This window comes from Silvimonas amylolytica (assembly GCF_014645555.1).
GTDB lineage: Bacteria > Pseudomonadota > Gammaproteobacteria > Burkholderiales > Chitinibacteraceae > Silvimonas > Silvimonas amylolytica.
On sequence record NZ_BMLY01000005.1, the window covers coordinates 89,275 to 107,146 of the forward strand.

A 17,872-nucleotide genomic window follows, 5' to 3' on the forward strand; every position below is an offset into this window, starting at 1 on the left:
ACTCGTACTCACCAATCCACAAGATACGGGGAGTATTCATGCAATTGCGTCAAATGATGATGCTGGGCACGCTGGTGCTCGGCAGCGCAGCACTCACCGCCTGCGGCGGTAGCTCTGGCGATGGTAGTTCCACTTCTGTTTCGGCACCGGTCGCAACACCGACCCCCACACCCGCGCCGTCTTCCAGCGCAACGCCCACGCCGACACCGGCACCGTCTGCAGCAACGGCTTCGATCAAGTGGTCGCTGGATGCCGGCAATAGCCCGATCGCCGCGAAAATCAACTCGGGCACGGCCATTGGCAAGGGCGCGGGCGGTACGCCATTTACTCTGGACAAGCTGGTGGGTGATGCCAACAACACCCAGAATGTGACCAATCCATTCCTCAGCACAGGCACGGTGCCGGACCCTGCGTACGGTTATTGCGACTTTACCGCCAGCCCGGCTACACGGATTTCCTACGCGACTGTTGGCACATTTGTCACGCCGCCCACGGACCCGATGGTCAACATGGCGCCGTTCTATTTCCCGCTGGTCTACACCAGCAACCTGACCACCGCGGGCCACGTGACCACGACCAGCACGCCGCTGATTGGCCTGTTTGACTGGCGTCCGAAAGACATCAACGAATCTGTGGTTGCTGCTGAATCCGACGACAACGGCAAGACCTGGTACTTCATGCAAAACGTACTGGAACTGAATCCGGGTTCCTGTCCGACCGATGTACACAGCACGTTTGCCTCAACGGATGCCGATGATGGCTGGGGCCATGCGTCCATCCTGCAATTGCCGGGAACGTCGGCGGCGACGGGCCAGATGCTGTACACCCTGAATCGTGATCCGGCTCAGGTAGATGTCGCGCCGCTGAACGTGATCGCGCTGCCGCTGGCCAGTGCCAAGTTCCCGCTGTGGAATACCAACACCACCAACCCGGGTGGCCAGGATATCAACACCATCAGTACGGCCCTGACCAATACCGCCGGCGCAACCAACCCGGTCGTGGTCAAGCAAACCGTTGGCTTGCTGAACCCGGATGGCATTCTGGCGGTGGTCCCGAATACGGACCCGACCAAGCCGACAACGGTGATCTACGTGCAGAAGATCCTGAACGGTGACAAAACGGGCAGCACGGCCATGCCGACCGCCAACCAGTGTACGGCGGCACCTTTCAGCGGCAAGACCAACCACGATATCTCCAACGTGCGTCTGGCAACGACCATGGATGGCATCAACTTCATCGATCAAGGTGTGGTGAGCGGCCTGAACGATCCGACCTCGGTGGACTACAACAAGACTCGCTGGATCAGCCCGCGCGGTACGCTGATCGACATCAATGGCGATGGTAGCCGCTGGGGCTTGTTGTTCTCTGGCGGTAACTGCCTGGACGGCGACTCTGATGCATTCCACTACATCGGCTATGCCGAGTCTACCGATCTGAAGAACTGGACGGTGTTCAACGACATCAACAGCCCGATCGCTTCGATCAACTCAATCACCACGACCAACCAGGGCGGCAACAAGAATACGGTGACGGTTCCGGCCAACACGCCAGTGATCCCGACCCAGCCGTGGTTTGCGCAGCGTCTGTATGCGCCGAGCGCCGTGCAGATTGATGCCACGCATTTGTCCATGACCTTCGCCGGCTATGCAGTGCAAACACCGGGCACCAACCTGATGAACTATCGCCAGATTGGCAACGTGATGCTGACCACCAGCAAGTCTCTGCCCAAAGCACCGAACAACATCAACAACCAGTAAATAAACCAGCTCACGACCCGGGTTGCCGGGTCGGAACGCCAGAAACCCGCTGCTCATCGGCGGGTTTTTTCTTGGGCAAACACTGGCACAAATACCAGCAAGGGCTCAGGCATCGCTAAGTTTTCATCGGTATGGTCGGGACGTTTTACGCAAGACCGTACCAAGGAGAAAACCATGTCCGCTTGCCAAGGCCACGCATGATGGTGCTGGACCAACTGGAGCACGCTAACCGTGCTTTGTTTTTACTGATGAATGCCGCCAGCCAGCCAGGCCCGGTGATGATGCCGCTGGCTGTATTCGCGGCCAACGGGCTGATCTGGCTGATTCCCGCCATGCTGGTTGTGGGCTGGCTCAGTGGCCATGTGGCCATCCGCCGGCTGGCGCTGGAAGCCGCACTGGCGGGTGCTTTGGGTTTGGTGATGGCTCAGATTGTGGGCCTTGTAATGCCGCACCCACGCCCGTTTGTGATGGGTCTGGGGCACACATGGATTGAGCACGCACCGGATGCCTCCATGCCCAGCGATCACCTGACGCTGTTATGGAGCGTGGCGTGCAGTTTTTTGCTGAACCCGTCAGCGCGCCGGCTGGGTGCCGCGTTGTGGCTTGCGGGTCTGCCCGTCGCGTGGGCGCGCATTTACCTGGGCGTGCATTTCCCGCTGGATATGGCGGGCGCGCTGGTGGTTTCCCTTTTGAGTGCAGCCATTTGCATGCAACAACGTGAGCATGTGGTGGCACTGGTCTTCAACCTCGCATTGCGTGTGTATCGCCTGATGTTTTCTTCGCTGATTGCGCAACACTGGTTGCGCCGATAGCAGCGTCGGGCTACGCGCATTTGCGTCTCTAGCCCGAATCATCTTTCATACATGCATGAATCCGTCAGGAGTAGAAGGCCCATGCGGGTGTTGCTCGTCGAAGACGACCCCATGATTGGTGACGCCATCCAGTCCGCACTCAAGGACCAAACCTACGCGGTGGACTGGGTGCGTAATGGACAGATCGCGATCAATACGGTGGCTTGCCAGTATTACGACGCCGTATTGCTGGATCTGGGCTTGCCCGGCAAAGATGGTCTTGGTGTGCTGCAAAGTCTGCGCCGCCAGGGCAATGCGGTACCGGTATTGATCATTACCGCGCGGGACGCGTTGCCTGATCGCATTGATGGTCTGGATGCCGGCGCCGATGATTACCTGCTCAAGCCCTTTGAGATGGCCGAGCTGCTGGCCCGCATTCGCGCCGTAATCCGCCGCAAGAACGGTGTGGTTTCACCCGTCATGACCAACGGTATCATCACGCTTGACCCATCCACGCGTGAGGCACAGGTCAAAGACGCCGACGCCGTCCGTTTATCCAACCGTGAGTTCGCGTTGTTGCAAGCCCTGTTGACCCGGCCGGGCGCCATCCTCTCGCGGACGGAACTGGAAGACCGCATCTACGGCTGGGGGGAGGAGGTCGAAAGTAATGTGATCGAATTCCTCATTCACTCGTTACGCAAGAAACTGGGCAACACCATCATCAAGAACGTACGGGGCGTGGGATGGATGGTTTCAAAGGGCGAGTAATTAAAGACCCCGTCAGAAATTCGCTGCAAATCCGGCTTTCTTTATGGCTCTCCGCCGTGATTGTGCTGATTGCCATCGTGGCAGGCACATTTGCGTTCTTTAACGCCAAGGGAGAAGCCAACGAATTGCAGGACGACACGCTGCGGCAAGTGGCATCGTTGTTCGATGAACATCATTTGCCCTTGCCTGCACCGGGCACGCGCCGTGTCTTGAGCGAAGAGGAAGAAGACTCCCGCGTGGTGGTGCAGCAGCTCAAGCGCAATGATGCGACCACTGCTGACGTGGATATGGCTATTCCCGGTTTGCCCGACTCCCTGGCGGATGGCCTGCAAACCGTGACTGCGGAAGATGAAGACTATCGCGTGCTGGTCAAAACCCTGAGTAACGGCGCGCGCATTGCGGTCTCGCAGGAAACCGACATCCGCAATGAAATTGCCCGGGCCAGCGCCTTGCGTACCTTGCTGCCATTTCTGGTGCTGGTGCCGGTGTTGCTGGTCGTGGTCTCCGTGCTGGTGCGGCATATGTTCAAACTGATTGCTGAACTCTCACGGGAGATCGATCAGCGCGAAGATCATGAACTGCACCCGATCAAACCCGAGTCGCTACCCACGGAAATACGCCCGTTTCTGGTTGCCATCAATCGGCTACTGGGACGGGTGGCGCAATCCATGGATGCGCAGCGCCGCTTCGTGGCAGATGCCGCCCATGAATTGCGCTCGCCACTGACTGCGTTGTCGCTGCAGGCAGAACGACTGGGTACGGCACCCATGTCTGACACGGCGCAAGAACGGTTGGCTGCGTTGCGGGGAGGCATCCAGCGCACACGGCAATTGCTGGATCAATTGCTGACCCTGGCGCGGGTACAAGACGCTGCCCATGCCCAGACTGAAACAACGCCGGTGCAGCAAATTTTCCGACGCGTGCTTGAAGACCTCTTGCCGCTGGCAGAAGCGAAAAATATCGACATCGGTGTTGTGGGCGAGACAGAAGCCGAGGTGCATATGCATCCGGCGGAATTACACATCTTGCTCAAGAATCTGGTGGATAACGCCATCCGCTACACGCCAGCGGGTGGGCGGATTGATCTTTCTGTCGCGTGTGAGCCTGACGCCGTCACCGTGGTGATCGAAGACACCGGCCCTGGTATTCCGGAACACGAGCGAGACCGGGTGTTCGACCCGTTCTACCGCGTGCTGGGTTCAGATGAGACGGGCTCCGGGCTGGGGTTGTCCATCGTGCAAGCCATTGTTGGTCGCGCCAGAGCGAAAATCGCACTGGAAGAGGCCGACGCATTGACGCACAGCGGACTGCGTGTGCGTATCACTTTCTTGCATTCGTAACTCTAAGTTTCATCTAATACAAACGAAAATACAGTTTCATGTCAGCTGTATATGCTGCGCCATCTTCTTTCTTTCCCTCACTGCGAGAACATGGCATGAAACCGCTTCACGTTTTTTCCGCGACGGTGCTGGCTGCGGCTTTGGCCGGTTGCGGCGGCTCATCTGATTCTTCGTCTGTTTCCGCCCCGACCCCGACGCCCACACCGGTATCTAGCGCGGCAGTGAGTGCCAAACGCGTGTTACTGATTAGCGTGGATGGCATGCATCAGCAGGATATGGTCAATTGTCTGGCCAACAATACCTGCCCCAATCTGGCGGCACTGGCCAAAACCGGCGTGAACTATACCGGTGCCACGACGCCGGGCCTGTCGGATTCTTTTCCAGGCCTGGCAGCATTGTTGACCGGCGGTTCGCCCAAAACAGCCGGCTTGTTCTACGACGTGTCCTATGACCGCACCCTGTACGCACCGACCGACACCACCTGCACCGGCGCGCAAGGCTGGAATGTGGTGTTTGATGAAACCACCGGCATCGATGCCTGGAACGGTGGTTCGCTGATCCATATGGACGGTGGCGGTGCGTTCAACCCGGATGCCATTCCGCATCAGAAAGTGAATGGCGTGTGCCAGCCGGTATATCCGCACAACTACATCAAAACCAACACCGTGTTTGAAGTCATCAAGGCCAGCCTGCCAGGCGCGCGTACCGCCTGGGCCGACAAGCACGCCTGGGGTTACGACTGGGTGAACGGCCCGTCTGGCAAAGGGGTGGATGACCTGGCCCGCACGGAAATCAACTCGATTGATGCCGCCACCGGTAAGGACTACACCGACGTCTATACCCACACCGAGACCTTCGACAACCTGCATGTGCAGGCCATCATTAACCAGATTGATGGCAAGGATTCGACCGGTGTGACGGCCAGCGTACCAACGCTGTTTGGCACTAATTTCCAGACGCTGAGCGTGGCGCAGAAAGCGACCAATGCCAGCGGTGGCGGCTATACCGATGCCAAATTCACACCAGGCGTGCAAGTGGCTGCGGCGATCAGCTACGTGGATACCGCCATCGGCAAGATGGTGGCTGAACTCAAGGCGCAAAACCTGTACAGCAGCACCATGATTGTCATTACCGCCAAGCACGGCCAGTCGCCGTCTGACCATAGCCTGCTGGTGAAAAACGGTGACACGCTGATGGCGCTGCTGGAGGCCAACAACTATCTGGATTCCAGCGGTAATTTTGGCCAGAACGCCACCACCAGCGGCAACCTGAACGATGGGACCGGTCTGGCCGGTACGGGCATGGTGCAGGATGACGATGTGGGCCTGATCTGGCTGCGTGACCAAAGCCAGCTTTCCGCTGTGCTGGCCACGCTGAACGCCAACAACGGTTGTACCGGCACCGGCATCTGCGCCAACAACGCGCAAGCCTACATCTTGTCTGGTACCCAACTGGCCGCGAAGTTTGGTGATCCGGCACAAGGCCGTACACCCGACATCATCGTCCAGCCGAACCCGGGCGTGATCTACACCAGCAGCACCAAAAAAGACGCAGAACATGGCGGGAACGCGCCAGACGATAGCCACGTCGCCTTGCTGGTGTCGTTCCCGACACTGACCGCAGCGACCAACACCAATGCGGTAGGCACAACGCAAGTCGCACCGACCATGCTCAAGGCGCTGGGCGTGGCCCCGACACTGCTGAACGCAGTGCAAGTGGAAGGCACCGTGGTACTGCCAGGTCTGGGTTTCTGATCGGGTAACCACAACGCAGCGTCACGCACGGGATGGTGGCGTCGCGTTGTGGTGTAAAAACCTGGACTAATGCTGGGCTAAGTCTGCCCCTGCATGCTGATAACACGGCCCGCTGAGCTTGGGGCCACCCGCACAGGAGGCAATATGAACGTCAACCTTAGCCCGGTGACCAGCAGCTATAGCGGCACCTCGTCATCCAGTAGCACCAGCGCGCTCACGGCCGCTGCGCAAGAAGCCCGTGAAACACCGACGCAAACGGCACAAGAAGCCCGCAAGGGCGATCATCAGGCGCAACGCCTGCAAGCCAAAGAAGCCAAAACAGCCAGCAATGCGGCAGACAACGCCGGACAGCGCTCATCACTGGTGATTGGCAATAGTGGTCAGAACGTCGACATCAAGGTTTAGGCCAGTCGGCCTTTGAGCCGACCGCCAGCAAGGGTAATTCGGAGTGGACTGACTATCGGGCGCAGATCACGCGCCCGTTTTTTTGGGTGTGTTACCAGCGCTTTGACCTGCCGGAGAACGCTGGCACGCAGAGCGCGGCGTCCATCAGAGTTTGAAATCCGCAATCATTTTGTCCAGCTCGCCTGAAATCCGCGTGATCTCGGCCACGGCAGCCGGTACTTCCGCTGCACGGCGGCTGCCATCGCTGGCGCCATTGGCAATGCGCTCAATATTTACCGCCAGCTGATTGCTGGCCTCGGCTTGCTCACGCAGCGCGCCGGAAATCACACCGATGTGTTCCATCAACTCCGTGCTGCTGGTACGCACCACACCCATGCCGGCACCGGCCTCTGTGGCGCGGCCGGTGGCAGAGTTCACGCGATCCGTATTGTTGGCAATTTCGCGCACTGCCGCATTGGTGGATTGCTGGTTCATGTCGATCATCTGGGTGATCTCGACCGTGGCACTGGCGGTTTTTTCGGCCAGCTTGCGCACTTCATCGGCCACCACAGCAAAACCGCGGCCGGCATCGCCAGCGCGGGCCGCTTCAATGGCCGCGTTCAAGGCCAGCAAATTGGTCTGACCGGCGATCTCTTTAATCACATGCACAATGCCGGCAATGCGTTCAGAGTTATCACCCAGTTCCCGCACGTATTGTGCGGCGGTCTGGGCGCTTTTGTTGACGGCGTCGATCTCGGTCACCACGCCCTCAACCTGTTCTGCGCCGATCCGCGCCTGTTCACCCGCTGCGCGGGCCGATTGCGCGGTTTGTTCGGCGCTGCTGGAGACATGGTTGATCGACACGGTCAGTTGCTGCACCGTTGCGGCCATTGCAGAACTGGCATTGCTTTGTTCTTCAGCGGCACTGGACACCGCGCTGGCCACATTGGTGAGCGATTGCCCGGCGGTCACAAGCGTATGGCTGGCCCGTGATAAATGGGTAACCCAGGCATGTAATTGCTGACGCATTTCAGCCATGGAAGCCAGAAGGCTGGTGCGATCACTCCCGGCCAGCGGCACGCGTACCGCCAGATTGCCACCGGCAATTTCTTTGGCGACGTTGGCAGCGACAGCGGGCTCGCCCCCCAAGAGGCCAAAGATGGCGCGGCCGGTATAGAACAGCAAAATACTGAGCACCGCGACGGCAATGACACTGATGATGATGGATGTCGCTTCCATCTCTTTTTGGGTACTGTCGAACTCATGATCAGAGTCCGTTGCGGTCTGGTTCAGTTCGGTCGAAATCTGGTTGAGGTTGTGTTCGAGCGTGTCGCGGATGCCATCAATCTGACCATCGACCTTGCGGATGGCTTCGAAATCCATGGGCTGGGCAGCCAGTAGCGGACGGTACTGTTTTTCGTATAGATCCAGATACTGGTTCAATGCCGCTTGTGCCGCCTGGGCCGATTGTCTGGCCTGCGGGCTTTGCGCCAGGTTTTGTACGTCAGCCAACTGTTTTTGCGCTTCGGCCCTGGTGTCAGCCCACTCTTTGTCAGAGGCAGCGAGGTCGTGGTTGATCACGGCATCCGCGATCACCTGATACAACGCAGCGCTCATCCCGACGGCGCGTTGTACTTGCGCGGCCTCCTGGAAACTTTGCACGCCCGCATCTTGCAAGCGCGCCATCCGGTGCAGCCCGTAAAGATTGTTGGCAATGAAAACCAGACACACGCCCAACATGAGCGCAGCCATAGTAATAAGGCGAGAACGCAGGGTCATGGGAGGGTCCCTTGTTATTGATCAAACGGGTGATGCATTAAACATAGGGCAGCTTTGGGTTTTTGCAGCCGCAGGCAGATACGGTGATCACTAAATATAGATAGATATAGATGGCTATCTATCTGCCGGGGTTGGCAGGTCAGGTCTTGATCCACAACCGTTGCGGCCCCGGCCCTTGTCGGCCCAGTTCATCCAGCGGGTTGCGCAACCGGCAGCGGTCGATCGACAGGCAGCCGCAGCCGATGCAGTCATCCAGTTCATTACGCAGTTTTTGCAATTGCGCGATCCGTGCATCCAGGTCTGCACGCCAGTGTTGCGATAAACGGGTCCAGTCTTCCCGGCTGGGCGCGGCGTGCCCGGGCAAGGCAGAAAGTGCTGCGGCTATATCCGCCAGGCTGATACCCACGCGTTGCGACACCCGGATAAACGCCACCCGCCGTAATACATCCCGGCCATAACGGCGTTGTCCGCCGGCGCTGCGGTGACTACTGATCAGACCTTTGGTCTCATAAAAATGCAGGGTAGAGACAGCCACCCCGGCACGACATGCCACTTCACCCACTGTGAGTGTGCTGGCAATACCCATCTCTTCCAGTGTCATGAAAAACCTCTTGACCTCAAGTTAACTTGAGATTCTAGGCTGTGTTGGTGCGGGTGCACTGCCCGCTTGTCTACTGGAGACCACCATGACTTCGACCAGGCTTGCCCATCTTCCCGTTCCGGTTGCTAACCCGTCCGCTGTCTTTCGGATTGACCAGTTTGTCGTGCCAGACCAGGTTTTGCCGGCGTTCATGAAACAAGCCCACCGCATTGACGCCTTGCTGCACGAAATGCCCGGCTGCGAACACCACCTGGTGCTGACGCGCCAGCATGACGCCACCCACACCCGCGTACTGACGCTGGTGCAATGGCACAACGAAGCAGGAATGGCCGCCGCCAAAGCGGTGGTGCAACAGATCTATGCCAGCGAAGGATTTGAACCGTCTGCGTTTATACAAAAACTGGGGGTAACGGCGGACTTCGGGATTTACGGCCTGGCTTGATCTCAATCACTGGAAAAAGAATGATGAACATTGAAAAGTCAGGGATCGTTTTATTGACCGGACGTTATGAACAATGTGTCCGTTTTTATCATGAGGTCATGGGTCTTCCCATTCTGTTCTCAAAGCCAACCTTGACCTGTTTGCAGTTTGGTCATGCATATCTCATGGTCGAATCGGGCGGCATTGCCAAAGAGTCTGAGAAGCACCGTGGTGAAAATCCGGTCGTGATCCGGTTTAACGTTGAAGAGGTGGAAGCGACGGCCGAAGCATTACGCGCTAAAGGCGTATTGATTCAGGTGATGCATTTTGAATGGGGTGTGATTGGCGTGTTTCATGACCCCGATGGCAATCGCTGTGAGCTGAAAAACAGTGACGCGCTGTTTCAGCGTGGGGCGGCTTGATCTGTCCAATACACCCGGTGGCATTCTCAATGCGGGTTGATCTGTGGGGGACTGGAGGGCCGCACATCAGCCGCACTGCCTTCTGTAACGTGGTTGCTACGCCTGTCGGTGTTGCGGGTGCGCAAGTGTGAGGCCATCAATATAGTGCGATTGCACAAAAAATCAGTTCAACCCGCCTGAGAACAACAATGCCAACTGCAATTGCCCGACTGGGCACGGCCCTTTGGGGTACGTTCGTTTTTTTGTCTGCCGCGACGAGTATGGCCGCACAGCCTGTGCCAGCCGCCGTGTCCGCCTTCACGGGCAAGTTCGGCAATCTTTATTCGCTGTTTGAGCATCGCCAGTTTGCGGAACTGGATCGGCAGATCAGCCAGATTCAGAAAAACTATGAGGCGGGCAAAGTCACCGATCAGGATTTGTTGGATGCCTACCGCGCGATTTATAACCCCAACGTGGTGCCAGATTACTTTTATGATGACTGGGTAAAACAGTTTCCCAAATCCCATGCGGCTCACGTGATGCGGGGACTGCATTACAAAATACTGGCGCACAAGGCCCGGGGAGGGCAGTTCAGCAACCAGACTCCCCAGGCAAACTTCGACAAGATGGATCAGCTGTATCGCATGGCGTATCCGGATCTACAGGTTTCACTCGGGATGACGCGCAAGCCCGTGATGGCGTATTACACCCTGCTGGATATGGCGAATCACGTTGCGTCACGAGACCAAAAAAGGCAGCTCTACGAAAACGCGATCAAAGCTGTGCCTGATAGCTTTATATTGCGACGTCAATATATGCACACGCTGGAAACCCGATGGGGTGGTTCTATTGGTGAAATGGCCGATTTTCTCAATGACTGCAAAGACAAGGGTTTGTCCAAAGACCAGATGAACGTGCTTGAGGCGATGGTTTACAAGGATCAGGGCTGGATTGCTTTTCAGGCAGAGCAATATGCGGTGGCACTTCCCCAGTTGACCAAATCCGCCGCACTGGTTTCAGGTAAAGAGCAACTGATGGCGCCAAGCGCTGCAGCTGAAACGTTTGGTGAAATTGGCGATAGTTATCTGCGGACAGGAAAAAATGCGGATGCAGTTGTCTGGTATACCCGGGCACTGACCGTTGCTGGCGGTTGCGATTGCGAAGATCACTACTACGCCAATCGCGGCCTTGCGCAAGAACGGTTGGGACACGTTGACGACGCAATGCGTGATTACATTACTGGGGCAGACAAGGGCAATGACTGGGCGCAGAGTCTTTTGGGCGTGTATTACTGGAAAGGCACGCACGTTCCGGTCGACAAGAAAAAAGCGGCGCACTACATGAAAATGGCCGTGGACCAGGGTGAAGAAGCTGCGATCAAGAATTGGCCGCTGTTGCAAAAAGAGCTGTGAGTCTGGCGTATAAAAAAACGGCTTGCCCAAAGGCAAGCCGTTTTGTTTTACCGCCAAACCAGCACAACAGCCGTTCAGCTTTTGCTGGCCGTCGCCACCACCGGCGCTTGCCAGCCGCCGCCCAGTGCTTTGTACACCGCCACCAGTTCCACATAGGAATCGGACTCCGCCAGTGCCATGGCATCTTCGGCAGCCAGTTGGGTGCGTTCGGCATCCAGCAAGGTCAGGAAGTCTGTTGCGCCTTCCTTGTAGCGCACACGCGCAATGTCGGCGGCACGTTTGCTTTGCTGGGCTGATTCGACCAACCGCGACAGCCGTTGTTGCGTGCGATTGTAGGTGACGAGCGCGCCTTCGGTTTCTTCCACCGCTTGCAGCACGGTCTGGTTGTAGCGTGCCAGGCTGGCATCCACATTGGCTTCGTTAGCACGAATCCGCGCGTTCACTGCACCCATCCGGAACGCTGGCCAGTCTACGGACGGCGTAATGCTCCAGGCTTGTGAACTGGCCTGCCCCAGTTCACCGCCCCGGCTGGCGATAAACCCCAGGAAACCACCCACACTGATGCGCGGGAAGCGTTCGGCCATGGCTGCGCCGACGTCGGCATTGGCTGCCGCCAGATCACGCTCGGCGGAGGCGATGTCCGGCCGGCGCTTGACCAGTTCTGTCGCATCGCCAATCGGGATGGGTTTGGAGATCGGCGGCAAGCTGACCGGTTGCAGCTGTGCTTCCTGGGTGCCGGGCATGACGCCGGTCAGGACATCAAGCCGGTACTGCGCCAGCTTGATCACGGTTTCCAGCGGCGGCAACGTGGCTTGCACATTGGCCAGATTGGCCTTGGCCCGAGCCACATCCAGTTCCGTGCCCTGACCATTGGTCACACGCGCCTGGGTGATATCCAGCGTCGATTCCAGATTCTTCAGGTTGCGCAAGGCCACGGCGTAGCGTTGTTGGGCGCCCCGCATCAGATAATAGTTGCGGCCAATTTCCGCCACCACACTGATGCGGGCGCTTTCCAGATCGTAGCCGGCGGCATCGGCGCGGGCGCCCGCCCCTTTGGCCAGATTGGCCACGCGGCCCCAGAGGTCTAGCTCCCAGCCGGCGTCAAAACCGGCCTGGAACGAGTTGGTCAGCACGCGGTCGGTGGTGAAACCGGGCACTTGCTGATTCTGGCGGGTCGCCTGAGCGTTCAACGTGACCGTCGGCCATTGGTCGATCTTGGCCACATCAAACTGCGCACGGGCGGCGTTGACGCGGGCCAGCGCCACACGCAGGTCGTTGTTGTTGGCAAGACCCTGATCAATCAGGTGGCTGAGCGCCGGGTCATCCAGTTGTGCCCACCAGTTCTGTTCGATCTTCGTGGTGCTGTAGTCGTCCAGTTTGGCATTGGCGATCTGGAAATCTGCCGGCCTGGGTGCGTGATAGTCCGGGCCAACCGCGCAGGCCGCCAGCCCCAGGGCCAGCAGCGCCGCGGTCAGCGCCTTGAGTGGTAAATGCATCATGTTATTTCGCCTCCAGTTGGGCCGGTGGCAGCAGCGGCGGTTGTTCGGTGGTGGCTTTGTGCTTCTTGCCAGACAGCACCAGCTTGCGCAGCAGGACGTAGAACACCGGGGTCAGCAACAGACCAAAGAAGGTCACACCCAGCATGCCGGAGAACACGGCGGTGCCCATGGCGCGGCGCATTTCGGCGCCAGCACCGGTAGAGGTCACCAGCGGCACCACGCCCATGATGAAGGCCATTGAGGTCATCAGAATCGGGCGCAGGCGCAGGCGGCAAGCCTCAAGCACCGCGTGGATCGGGTCCATGCCTTCCAGTTCTTCTTTCTCGCGCGCAAATTCGACAATCAGGATCGCGTTCTTGCACGCCAGCCCCACCAACACAATCAAGCCAATCTGCGTAAAGATGTTGTTGTCACCGTGGGTGAGCCACAGCCCGGTAATGGCACTCAACAAACCCATGGGTACGATCAGGATCACGGCCAGCGGCATGGTCCAGCTTTCATACAGCGCAGCCAGCACCAGGAACACCAGCAGCACGCACAGCGGGAACACCAGGATGGCGGTATTGCCAGCCAGAATTTGCTGATACGTCAGTTCGGTCCACTCGTAGGTCATGCCATTGGGCAGTTCTTCTTTGGCCAGTTTTTCCATGGCCGCTTGCGCCTGACCGGAGCTAAAGCCTGGTGCCGCGCCACCATTGATTTCAGCCGTTACATAGCCGTTGTAATGCTGTACGCGATCCGGGCCGCTGGTTTCCTTCACGGTCATGAACGCGCCCAGCGGCACCATGTCGCCATCGGCATTGCGGGTTTTCAGGCGGGCAATGTCATCCGGGCGCAGGCGGAACGACTGGTCGGCCTGGGCGTTCACCTGGTAAGTGCGGCCAAAGCGGTTGAAGTCGTTCACGTACAAAGAGCCGAGATAAATCTGCATGGTGTCAAAGGCATCGGTCAGCGCCACGCCGTGGGTCTTGGCTTTGTCGCGGTCGATATGGGCGTCAATCTGCGGCACGTTGACCTGGTAGCCAGAGAACATCCCGGCCAGTTCTGGTGTCTTGCTGCCCTTGGCGATCAGGTTCTGCACTTGCTTGTACATCTCGTCAAAGCCCAGCCCGCTGCGGTCTTCAATCTGCATGCGGAAACCACCAATCGTCCCCAGCCCCTGTACTGGCGGTGGTGGGAAAATGGCCACAAAGGCATCTTGCAGACCGGCGTACTTGGCGTTGAGCTTGCCCGCAATGGCACCCGCAGACAGTTCTGGCGAGCGGCGCTCTTCAAACGGCTTGAGCGTCACAAACAAGATCCCGGCCGACGGACTATTGGTAAACCCGTTGATCGACAAACCCGGGAACGCCACGGCGCTTTCCACGCCCGGTTCTTTCAGGGCGATGGCGCTCATGGCGCGGATGACGCTTTCAGTCCGGTCCAGCGTGGCCGCACCCGGCAACTGCGCAAACGACACCAGGTATTGTTTATCCTGCTGCGGCACAAAACCCGTTGGCACGCTGCGAAAACCCAGCACGGTGAAGCCCAACAAGCCGGCATAGACAATCATGGCGATGGTTGAGCGGCGCAGCATGCTCTGCACACTGCCCACATAACGGTTGGACGAGCGCACAAAGAAGCGGTTGAACGGACGGAAGAACCAGCCCAGCGCGGCATCCATCCAGCGGGTGAAGCGGTCTTTGGGTTCGTCATGCCCCTTGAGCAGCACAGCAGCCAGCGCCGGGGACAAGGTGAGCGAGTTGAAGGCCGAAATCACCGTGCTGATGGCAATGGTCAGCGCAAACTGGCGATAGAACTGGCCGGTCAAACCCGAGATAAACGCGGTCGGGATAAACACGGCGCACAGCACCAGGGCGGTGGCGACAATCGGGCCGGTCACTTCGCCCATGGCACGGCGCGTGGCATCGATCGGGGACAGGCCCAGCTCAATGTTCCGCTCGACGTTCTCGACTACCACGATGGCATCATCCACGACGATACCAATCGCCAGCACAAGGCCAAACAGGGAAAGCGCGTTCAGGCTGAAGCCAAACAGATGCATCAGCGCAAACGTACCTACCAGCGATACCGGCACCGCTACCAGCGGAATGATCGACGCCCGCCAGGTTTGCAGGAACAGGATCACCACCAGCACCACCAGCAAGACGGCCTCGAACAGCGTATGCACCACGGCCTCGATCGAGCTCTTCACGAACACGGTCGGGTCGTAGACGATGGAGTAATCCACGCCTTCCGGGAAGTCTTTCTTCAGTGTCGCCATGGTGGCGCGCACGTTCCTGGAGATATCCAGCGCATTGGAACCTGGCCGCGCAAAGATCGGAATCGCCACGGCAGGTTTGTTATCCAGCAAGGAGCGCAGGGCGTACTTGTCAGCACCCAGTTCCACACGGGCCACGTCTTTCAGGCGCACGATCTCGCCATCCGCACCGCTGCGGATGATGATGTTGCCGAACTCTTCCTCGGTAATCAGCCGGCCCTGAGTGTTGACGCTGAGCTGGTAATTGGCGGTGGAAGACGACGGCGGCGTGCCCAGCGTACCGGCGGCCACCTGGATGTTTTGCTCACGTACCGCCTTGACCACGTCACCTGCGGTCAGATTGCGACTGGCGATTTTTTCCGGGTCCAGCCACAAGCGCATGGAGTAATTACCCGCGCCAAACAGTTGGACATCGCCCACGCCATCAATCCGCGCCAGTGCATCCTTCACCTGCAAATTGGCAAAATTGCTCAGATAGAGCATGTCGTAGCGGTTGTTGGGCGAGGTGAGGTGAACCACCATCGTCAGGTCTGGCGAGCTTTTTTCCGTGGTCACGCCCAGACGTTGTACGTCTTGCGGCAACTGCGGCGTGGCTTGCGCTACGCGGTTCTGCACCTGGACCTGCGCTTTATCGACATCTGTGCCCAGGGCAAAGGTGACGGTCAGCGTCATGGCGCCATCGGACGTGGCTTGCGAGGACTGATACAACATCCCCTCGACCCCGTTGATTTTCTGCTCCAGCGGGCTGGCGACGGTTTCCGCAATGGTTTGTGGATTAGCCCCCGGATAATTGGCGCGCACCACCACTGTGGGCGGCACCACCTCCGGGTACTCGCTGATCGGCAACACCTTCAACGCCAACAGACCGGCGATGAAAATGATCATCGACAGCACCGCGGCGAAGATCGGCCGTTGTATGAAATATTGAGAGAAGTTCATGTCTCTGTCCCAGTGTTTTGTACCTGCCAGGGTTAAAGGCCCTGACGTGTCTTGAACTTGTGGTTCCTGCAGACCACCTGCGGTGGCCGCCTGGATTCCGGCGTTCGCGGGAATGACGGAGTTGGGGGTGGTGGCGGTAGGGTGGATTCGCGTAGCAATCCACCGTCGCAATGGTGGATTGTCGCTTCGCTCCGAATCCACCCTACGCAGTCCGCGGTTGGGTTTGCTGTTGCTGTTGGGTTTGTTTTTGACTTTCCTCCCCCTGTCGAGCACTTTGCCGATGGAGAGAGGGAGACCTTAGGCTCCTGACCGACTGAGGGCACGCCGGAGGCGCAAAGTGCGGGGGTCGCCTTTCTTTGCCTACTTTCTTTGGCGAAGCAAAGAAAGTAGGGTGGTCCGGGCACCCCCGGTATCAAAATCACCCGCGCCAAAGGCGCTCAAGCAGTTGCCTTTGACTTTGCAGTTCCAACCCACGCCAGCAAAAACCCATCACCCAAACAACAACCCAACCCACATCCCCGCAAACACCCCATCCCGATGGTGATTACCCTTTGGCCGGAAACTGCCGGTCCAGGTCAGACGGTGTATCCATCGGCACCTTGGCCGGTGTCACCGCCATCCCTGGACGTACCTTCTGCAGCCCATTCACCACAATCACATCGCCCGCCTTCAACCCGCTTTTCACCAGCCGCAGGTTGTCGACATCGCTACCCAGTTCCACCGTGCGGTAAACCAGCTTGTTGTCCGCGCCGACCACCAGCACAAACTTCTTGCCCAGGTCAGAACTGACCGCCCGATCGTTGATCAGGATGCCGTCGCGCTGGCCTTCACCAATCAGCTTGAGCCGCACAAACAGGCCCGGCGTGAACTCGCCGTTCTGGTTGTCGAACACGGCGCGGGCGCGGATGGTGCCGGTGCGCGGGTTCACCTGGTTATCCAGGAAATCCACAGCACCCTGATGCGGGTAGCCGGCTTCATCGGCAAGACCAAGGAAGATCGGGTACTTGTCGTCGGCCGCGTTCACTTTGTGCTGACGTGCTTGTTGCTGGTACTTCAGGAACGTTTGCTCGTCCGCATCAAAGTAGGCATACACCTTGTCGGTAGAGACCACGGTGGTCAGCAAACTGGCCCCTGCTGCGCTGCTACTCACCAGGTTGCCCGCCGTGATCAGCGCGTTGCTCACGCGGCCGTTGATGGGCGCGGTGACGTGGGTGTATTCCAGGTTGAGCCTGGCCGAAGCCAGTTCCGCCGAGGTGGCATCGACCTGAGCGGTCGCGGCCAGCAGTGCCGTGTTGCGGGCGTCAAAGTCTTCCTGGCTGATCGCGTCTTGTGACTTCAGGCGTTGGGCGCGTTCGGCATCGCTGTGCGCCTGGGCCAGGTGGGCTTTGGCAGACTGGTTTTCCGCAGTCAGGCGATCGACCTCTGCCTGGAAGGGGCGCGGGTCAATCTGGAACAAGAGATCGCCCTTCTTGACCACCGCACCTTCGCGAAAGTTGACGGTTTGCACGTAACCACTCACACGGGGACGGATTTCCACCGTTTGCGGCGCTTCCAGCCGGCCGGTGAACTCATCCCAGTCGTTGAGTGATTTGTGCACCACTGCCGCCACGCTCACCGTCGGGGGCGGTGGCGCAGCGGCTTGCTCACTGGCGCGGCTGTCCTGGCAGGCAGACAACACCGCCGCAGCAATGGGGGCGAGCACCAGCAAGGCGGCAACTGATGAAATGCGTTTGCGTTGCATGACGTTTCTCCGAAAAAAAGTTGGC

At 58.6% G+C, this 17,872-nt stretch carries 14 protein-coding genes; 9 read left to right on the plus strand and 5 right to left on the minus strand.

The annotated features are described in order from the left end of the window. The first annotated feature begins 38 nt into the window (after window positions 1-38). From IEX44_RS14720 to IEX44_RS14745, 6 genes are all read left to right on the plus strand, one after another. A complete protein-coding gene (locus IEX44_RS14720; protein ID WP_188695441.1) occupies window positions 39-1,757 on the plus strand; it encodes a hypothetical protein in 1,719 nt (572 codons plus the stop codon). A 197-nt stretch (window positions 1,758-1,954) separates the two neighbouring features. After that, a complete protein-coding gene (locus IEX44_RS14725; RefSeq protein WP_229679182.1) occupies window positions 1,955-2,569 on the plus strand; it encodes an undecaprenyl-diphosphatase in 615 nt (204 codons plus the stop codon). A gap of 81 nt (window positions 2,570-2,650) precedes the next feature. Continuing rightward, the gene (locus tag IEX44_RS14730) at window positions 2,651-3,316 is read left to right on the plus strand and encodes a response regulator (protein WP_188695444.1); all 666 of its coding nucleotides are present in this window, start codon (window positions 2,651-2,653) and stop codon (window positions 3,314-3,316) included. Between the two features lie 56 nt (window positions 3,317-3,372). Further along, on the plus strand, window positions 3,373-4,656 hold the full coding sequence (locus IEX44_RS14735; protein ID WP_229679184.1) for a sensor histidine kinase: 1,284 nt from the start codon (window positions 3,373-3,375) through the stop codon (window positions 4,654-4,656). Between the two features lie 95 nt (window positions 4,657-4,751). Beyond that, on the plus strand, window positions 4,752-6,410 hold the full coding sequence (locus tag IEX44_RS14740) for an alkaline phosphatase family protein (RefSeq protein ID WP_188695451.1): 1,659 nt from the start codon (window positions 4,752-4,754) through the stop codon (window positions 6,408-6,410). A 144-nt stretch (window positions 6,411-6,554) separates the two neighbouring features. Further along, window positions 6,555-6,815, plus strand: coding sequence for a hypothetical protein (locus IEX44_RS14745; RefSeq protein WP_188695454.1), 261 nt, complete (start codon window positions 6,555-6,557; stop codon window positions 6,813-6,815). A 144-nt stretch (window positions 6,816-6,959) separates the two neighbouring features. On the opposite strand, the gene IEX44_RS14750 is transcribed toward IEX44_RS14745, so the two are convergent. Next, window positions 6,960-8,573 carry a methyl-accepting chemotaxis protein gene (locus tag IEX44_RS14750; protein WP_188695457.1) on the minus strand — a complete coding sequence of 538 codons (1,614 nt, stop codon included), beginning with the start codon at window positions 8,571-8,573 and terminating at the stop codon, window positions 6,960-6,962. Window positions 8,574-8,712: 139 nt separating this feature from the next. Next, window positions 8,713-9,174: a redox-sensitive transcriptional activator SoxR gene (gene soxR / locus IEX44_RS14755; RefSeq protein WP_188695460.1), complete on the minus strand. Its 462-nt coding sequence runs from the start codon at window positions 9,172-9,174 to the stop codon at window positions 8,713-8,715. 85 nt (window positions 9,175-9,259) lie between these two features. Here soxR and IEX44_RS14760 point away from each other — a divergent pair, with 85 nt between their 5' ends. The 3 genes from IEX44_RS14760 (at window position 9,260) to IEX44_RS14770 (ending at window position 11,408) form a co-directional block, all read left to right on the plus strand. After that, complete coding sequence (locus tag IEX44_RS14760) at window positions 9,260-9,616, plus strand: antibiotic biosynthesis monooxygenase (protein ID WP_188695461.1); 357 nt, start codon at window positions 9,260-9,262, stop codon at window positions 9,614-9,616. A gap of 20 nt (window positions 9,617-9,636) precedes the next feature. Further along, window positions 9,637-10,017, plus strand: a complete 381-nt coding sequence (locus IEX44_RS14765) for a VOC family protein (protein ID WP_188695464.1) — start codon at window positions 9,637-9,639, stop codon at window positions 10,015-10,017. A 188-nt stretch (window positions 10,018-10,205) separates the two neighbouring features. Further along, complete coding sequence (locus IEX44_RS14770) at window positions 10,206-11,408, plus strand: SEL1-like repeat protein (protein WP_188695467.1); 1,203 nt, start codon at window positions 10,206-10,208, stop codon at window positions 11,406-11,408. A 74-nt stretch (window positions 11,409-11,482) separates the two neighbouring features. On the opposite strand, the gene IEX44_RS14775 is transcribed toward IEX44_RS14770, so the two are convergent. From IEX44_RS14775 to IEX44_RS14785, 3 genes are all read right to left on the minus strand, one after another. Next, complete coding sequence (locus tag IEX44_RS14775; protein ID WP_188695468.1) at window positions 11,483-12,907, minus strand: efflux transporter outer membrane subunit; 1,425 nt, start codon at window positions 12,905-12,907, stop codon at window positions 11,483-11,485. Window position 12,908: 1 nt separating this feature from the next. Continuing rightward, window positions 12,909-16,106, minus strand: a complete 3,198-nt coding sequence (locus IEX44_RS14780; RefSeq protein WP_188695472.1) for an efflux RND transporter permease subunit — start codon at window positions 16,104-16,106, stop codon at window positions 12,909-12,911. Between the two features lie 544 nt (window positions 16,107-16,650). Beyond that, the gene (locus IEX44_RS14785) at window positions 16,651-17,847 is read right to left on the minus strand and encodes an efflux RND transporter periplasmic adaptor subunit (protein ID WP_188695475.1); all 1,197 of its coding nucleotides are present in this window, start codon (window positions 17,845-17,847) and stop codon (window positions 16,651-16,653) included. Window positions 17,848-17,872: the final 25 nt, after the last annotated feature.

What these genes read in the sequence shown, in the direction of transcription:
- IEX44_RS14720 (WP_188695441.1), top strand. Translation starts at nt 39, where the DNA reads ATGCAATTGCGTCAAATGATGATGCTGGGCACGCTGGTGCTCGGCAGC.
- IEX44_RS14725 (WP_229679182.1), top strand. Translation starts at nt 1,955, where the DNA reads ATGATGGTGCTGGACCAACTGGAGCACGCTAACCGTGCTTTGTTTTTA.
- IEX44_RS14730 (WP_188695444.1), top strand. Translation starts at nt 2,651, where the DNA reads ATGCGGGTGTTGCTCGTCGAAGACGACCCCATGATTGGTGACGCCATC.
- IEX44_RS14740 (WP_188695451.1), top strand. Translation starts at nt 4,752, where the DNA reads ATGAAACCGCTTCACGTTTTTTCCGCGACGGTGCTGGCTGCGGCTTTG.
- IEX44_RS14745 (WP_188695454.1), top strand. Translation starts at nt 6,555, where the DNA reads ATGAACGTCAACCTTAGCCCGGTGACCAGCAGCTATAGCGGCACCTCG.
- IEX44_RS14750 (WP_188695457.1), bottom strand. Translation starts at nt 8,573, where the DNA reads ATGACCCTGCGTTCTCGCCTTATTACTATGGCTGCGCTCATGTTGGGC.
- soxR (WP_188695460.1), bottom strand. Translation starts at nt 9,174, where the DNA reads ATGACACTGGAAGAGATGGGTATTGCCAGCACACTCACAGTGGGTGAA.
- IEX44_RS14760 (WP_188695461.1), top strand. Translation starts at nt 9,260, where the DNA reads ATGACTTCGACCAGGCTTGCCCATCTTCCCGTTCCGGTTGCTAACCCG.
- IEX44_RS14765 (WP_188695464.1), top strand. Translation starts at nt 9,637, where the DNA reads ATGATGAACATTGAAAAGTCAGGGATCGTTTTATTGACCGGACGTTAT.
- IEX44_RS14770 (WP_188695467.1), top strand. Translation starts at nt 10,206, where the DNA reads ATGCCAACTGCAATTGCCCGACTGGGCACGGCCCTTTGGGGTACGTTC.
- IEX44_RS14775 (WP_188695468.1), bottom strand. Translation starts at nt 12,907, where the DNA reads ATGATGCATTTACCACTCAAGGCGCTGACCGCGGCGCTGCTGGCCCTG.
- IEX44_RS14780 (WP_188695472.1), bottom strand. Translation starts at nt 16,106, where the DNA reads ATGAACTTCTCTCAATATTTCATACAACGGCCGATCTTCGCCGCGGTG.
- IEX44_RS14785 (WP_188695475.1), bottom strand. Translation starts at nt 17,847, where the DNA reads ATGCAACGCAAACGCATTTCATCAGTTGCCGCCTTGCTGGTGCTCGCC.